The sequence below is a fragment of the Streptococcus vicugnae genome, assembly GCF_016461705.1.
In the GTDB taxonomy this organism is placed as follows: Bacteria; Bacillota; Bacilli; order Lactobacillales; family Streptococcaceae; genus Streptococcus; species Streptococcus vicugnae.
In genome coordinates, this window is record NZ_JAEMHW010000010.1 from 1 (window position 1) to 5,022 (window position 5,022).

Annotated in this window: 1 tRNA gene and 3 rRNA genes; all 4 read left to right on the forward strand. The window is 49.4% G+C overall.

The annotated features are described in order from the left end of the window. Positions 1-101 precede the first annotated feature (101 nt). A 16S ribosomal RNA gene (locus tag JG537_RS09580) occupies positions 102-1,650 on the forward strand. Between the two features lie 54 nt (positions 1,651-1,704). Further along, positions 1,705-1,777, forward strand: a tRNA-Ala gene (locus JG537_RS09585). A 146-nt stretch (positions 1,778-1,923) separates the two neighbouring features. Then, a 23S ribosomal RNA gene (locus JG537_RS09590) occupies positions 1,924-4,823 on the forward strand. 82 nt (positions 4,824-4,905) lie between these two features. Then, positions 4,906-5,021: ribosomal RNA gene (gene rrf / locus JG537_RS09595) — 5S ribosomal RNA — on the forward strand. Together the 16S, 23S and 5S rRNA genes with 1 tRNA gene alongside form the textbook arrangement of a ribosomal RNA operon. The last annotated feature ends 1 nt before the right edge of the window (position 5,022 follow it).

Below are 5,022 nucleotides of genomic sequence, written 5' to 3' on the forward strand. Positions count from 1 at the left end.
ACAAAGACCTTTGAAAACTGAACAATACGAACCAAACGTGCGGGTTACGGAAGTAACCTGTCAAAAACGATAAATCTGTCAGTGACAGAATGAGAACAAGATTAAATGAGAGTTTGATCCTGGCTCAGGACGAACGCTGGCGGCGTGCCTAATACATGCAAGTAGAACGCTGAAGACTTTAGCTTGCTAAAGTTGGAAGAGTTGCGAACGGGTGAGTAACGCGTAGGTAACCTGCCTACTAGCGGGGGATAACTATTGGAAACGATAGCTAATACCGCATAACAGCTTTTAACTCATGTTAGGAGCTTGAAAGGTGCAATTGCATCACTAGTAGATGGACCTGCGTTGTATTAGCTAGTTGGTGAGGTAACGGCTCACCAAGGCGACGATACATAGCCGACCTGAGAGGGTGATCGGCCACACTGGGACTGAGACACGGCCCAGACTCCTACGGGAGGCAGCAGTAGGGAATCTTCGGCAATGGGGGCAACCCTGACCGAGCAACGCCGCGTGAGTGAAGAAGGTTTTCGGATCGTAAAGCTCTGTTGTAAGAGAAGAACGTGTGTGAGAGTGGAAAGTTCACACAGTGACGGTAACTTACCAGAAAGGGACGGCTAACTACGTGCCAGCAGCCGCGGTAATACGTAGGTCCCGAGCGTTGTCCGGATTTATTGGGCGTAAAGCGAGCGCAGGCGGTTTAATAAGTCTGAAGTTAAAGGCAGTGGCTTAACCATTGTTCGCTTTGGAAACTGTTAGACTTGAGTGCAGAAGGGGAGAGTGGAATTCCATGTGTAGCGGTGAAATGCGTAGATATATGGAGGAACACCGGTGGCGAAAGCGGCTCTCTGGTCTGTAACTGACGCTGAGGCTCGAAAGCGTGGGGAGCAAACAGGATTAGATACCCTGGTAGTCCACGCCGTAAACGATGAGTGCTAGGTGTTAGGCCCTTTCCGGGGCTTAGTGCCGCAGCTAACGCATTAAGCACTCCGCCTGGGGAGTACGACCGCAAGGTTGAAACTCAAAGGAATTGACGGGGGCCCGCACAAGCGGTGGAGCATGTGGTTTAATTCGAAGCAACGCGAAGAACCTTACCAGGTCTTGACATCCCGATGCTATTCCTAGAGATAGGAAGTTTCTTCGGAACATCGGTGACAGGTGGTGCATGGTTGTCGTCAGCTCGTGTCGTGAGATGTTGGGTTAAGTCCCGCAACGAGCGCAACCCCTATTGTTAGTTGCCATCATTAAGTTGGGCACTCTAGCAAGACTGCCGGTAATAAACCGGAGGAAGGTGGGGATGACGTCAAATCATCATGCCCCTTATGACCTGGGCTACACACGTGCTACAATGGTTGGTACAACGAGTCGCGAGTCGGTGACGGCAAGCAAATCTCTTAAAGCCAATCTCAGTTCGGATTGTAGGCTGCAACTCGCCTACATGAAGTCGGAATCGCTAGTAATCGCGGATCAGCACGCCGCGGTGAATACGTTCCCGGGCCTTGTACACACCGCCCGTCACACCACGAGAGTTTGTAACACCCGAAGTCGGTGAGGTAACCTTTTAGGAGCCAGCCGCCTAAGGTGGGATAGATGATTGGGGTGAAGTCGTAACAAGGTAGCCGTATCGGAAGGTGCGGCTGGATCACCTCCTTTCTAAGGATAAACGGAAGCACGTTTGGAGTATTGTTTAGTTTTGAGAGGTCTTGTGGGGCCTTAGCTCAGCTGGGAGAGCGCCTGCTTTGCACGCAGGAGGTCAGCGGTTCGATCCCGCTAGGCTCCATTGAATCGAAAGATTCAAAGATTGTCCATTGAAAATTGAATATCTATATCAAATTCCACGATTCAAGAAATTGAATTGTAGATAGTAACAAGAAATAAACCGAAACGCTGTGATTTAATGAGTTTAAGGTCAACAGACCAAAATAAGGTTAAGTTAATAAGGGCGCACGGTGGATGCCTTGGCACTAGAAGCCGATGAAGGACGTGACTAACGACGAAATGCTTTGGGGAGTTGTAAGTAAACATTGATCCAGAGATGTCCGAATGGGGGAACCCGGCATGTAATGCATGTCACTCATTACTGTTAAGGTAATGTAGAGGAAGACGCAGTGAACTGAAACATCTAAGTAGCTGCAGGAAGAGAAAGCAAACGCGATTGCCTTAGTAGCGGCGAGCGAAAAGGTAAGAGGGCAAACCGATGTGTTTACACATCGGGGTTGTAGGACTGCGTTGTGGGACGACAAGATTATAGAAGAATTACCTGGGAAGGTAAGCCAAAGAGAGTAATAGCCTCGTATTCGAAATAGTCTTTAACCCTAGCAGTATCCTGAGTACGGCGAGACACGAGAAATCTCGTCGGAATCTGGGAGGACCATCTCCTAACCCTAAATACTCTCTAGTGACCGATAGTGAACCAGTACCGTGAGGGAAAGGTGAAAAGCACCCCGGGAGGGGAGTGAAATAGAACCTGAAACCGTGTGCCTACAACAAGTTCGAGCCCGTTAATGGGTGAGAGCGTGCCTTTTGTAGAATGAACCGGCGAGTTACGATATGATGCGAGGTTAAGTTGAAGAGACGGAGCCGTAGGGAAACCGAGTCTTAATAGGGCGCATTAGTATCATGTCGTAGACCCGAAACCATGTGACCTACCCATGAGCAGGGTGAAGGTGAGGTAAAACTCACTGGAGGCCCGAACCAGGGCACGTTGAAAAGTGCTTGGATGACTTGTGGGTAGCGGAGAAATTCCAAACGAACTTGGAGATAGCTGGTTCTCTCCGAAATAGCTTTAGGGCTAGCGTCGATGTTAAGTCTCTTGGAGGTAGAGCACTGTTTGATTGAGGGGTCCATCCCGGATTACCAATATCAGATAAACTCCGAATGCCAACGAGATATAATCGGCAGTCAGACTGCGAGTGCTAAGATCCGTAGTCGAAAGGGAAACAGCCCAGACCACCAGCTAAGGTCCCAAAATATATGTTAAGTGGAAAAGGATGTGGGGTTGCACAGACAACTAGGATGTTAGCTTAGAAGCAGCTATTCATTCAAAGAGTGCGTAATAGCTCACTAGTCGAGTGACCCTGCGCCGAAAATGTACCGGGGCTAAAACATATTACCGAAGCTGTGGATACCTTTTAGGTATGGTAGGAGAGCGTTCTATGTGTGATGAAGGTGTACCGTGAGGAGCGCTGGAACGCATAGAAGTGAGAATGCCGGTATGAGTAGCGAAAGACAGGTGAGAATCCTGTCCACCGTAAGACTAAGGTTTCCAGGGGAAGGCTCGTCCGCCCTGGGTTAGTCGGGACCTAAGGAGAGACCGAAAGGTGTATCCGATGGCCAACAGGTTGATATTCCTGTACTAGAGTATATAGTGATGGAGGGACGCAGTAGGCTAACTAAAGCGTGCGATTGGAAGTGCACGTCTAAGCAGTGAGGTGTGATATGAGTCAAATGCTTATATCTTTAACATTGAGCTGTGATGGGGAGCGAAGTTTAGTAGCGAAGTTAGTGATGTCACACTGCCAAGAAAAGCTTCTAGCGTTAATTATACTCTACCCGTACCGCAAACCGACACAGGTAGTCGAGGCGAGTAGCCTCAGGTGAGCGAGAGAACTCTCGTTAAGGAACTCGGCAAAATGGCCCCGTAACTTCGGGAGAAGGGGCGCTGGCTTTAAGTCAGCCGCAGTGAATAGGCCCAAGCAACTGTTTATCAAAAACACAGCTCTCTGCTAAATCGTAAGATGATGTATAGGGGGTGACGCCTGCCCGGTGCTGGAAGGTTAAGAGGAGCGCTTAGCATTAGCGAAGGTGTGAATTGAAGCCCCAGTAAACGGCGGCCGTAACTATAACGGTCCTAAGGTAGCGAAATTCCTTGTCGGGTAAGTTCCGACCCGCACGAAAGGCGTAATGATTTGGGCACTGTCTCAACGAGAGACTCGGTGAAATTTTAGTACCTGTGAAGATGCAGGTTACCCGCGACAGGACGGAAAGACCCCATGGAGCTTTACTGCAGTTTGATATTGAGTATCTGTACCACATGTACAGGATAGGTAGGAGCCTATGAAATCGGGACGCTAGTTTCGGTGGAGGCGTTGTTGGGATACTACCCTTGTGTTATGGCTACTCTAACCTAGATAGGTTATCCCTATCGGAGACAGTGTCTGACGGGCAGTTTGACTGGGGCGGTCGCCTCCTAAAAGGTAACGGAGGCGCCCAAAGGTTCCCTCAGAATGGTTGGAAATCATTCGCAGAGTGTAAAGGTATAAGGGAGCTTGACTGCGAGAGCTACAACTCGAGCAGGGACGAAAGTCGGGCTTAGTGATCCGGTGGTTCCGCATGGAAGGGCCATCGCTCAACGGATAAAAGCTACCCTGGGGATAACAGGCTTATCTCCCCCAAGAGTTCACATCGACGGGGAGGTTTGGCACCTCGATGTCGGCTCGTCGCATCCTGGGGCTGTAGTCGGTCCCAAGGGTTGGGCTGTTCGCCCATTAAAGCGGCACGCGAGCTGGGTTCAGAACGTCGTGAGACAGTTCGGTCCCTATCCGTCGCGGGCGTAGGAAATTTGAGAGGATCTGCTCCTAGTACGAGAGGACCAGAGTGGACTTACCGCTGGTGTACCAGTTGTCTTGCCAAAGGCATCGCTGGGTAGCTATGTAGGGAAGGGATAAACGCTGAAAGCATCTAAGTGTGAAGCCCACCTCAAGATGAGATTTCCCATGATTTTATATCAGTAAGAGCCCTGAGAGATGATCAGGTAGATAGGTTAGAAGTGTAAGTGTGGTGACACATGTAGCGGACTAATACTAATAGCTCGAGGACTTATCCAAAGTAACTGAGAAAGATTGACAGCGAGTCGGAAACTTGTTAGAATATATAGGTATTCAATTTTGATTGGATAATCAATCATAGTTAAGTGACGATAGCCTAGGAGATACACCTGTTCCCATGCCGAACACAGAAGTTAAGCCCTAGCACGCCTGATGTAGTTGGGGGTTGCCCCCTGTTAGATATGGTAGTCGCTTAGCA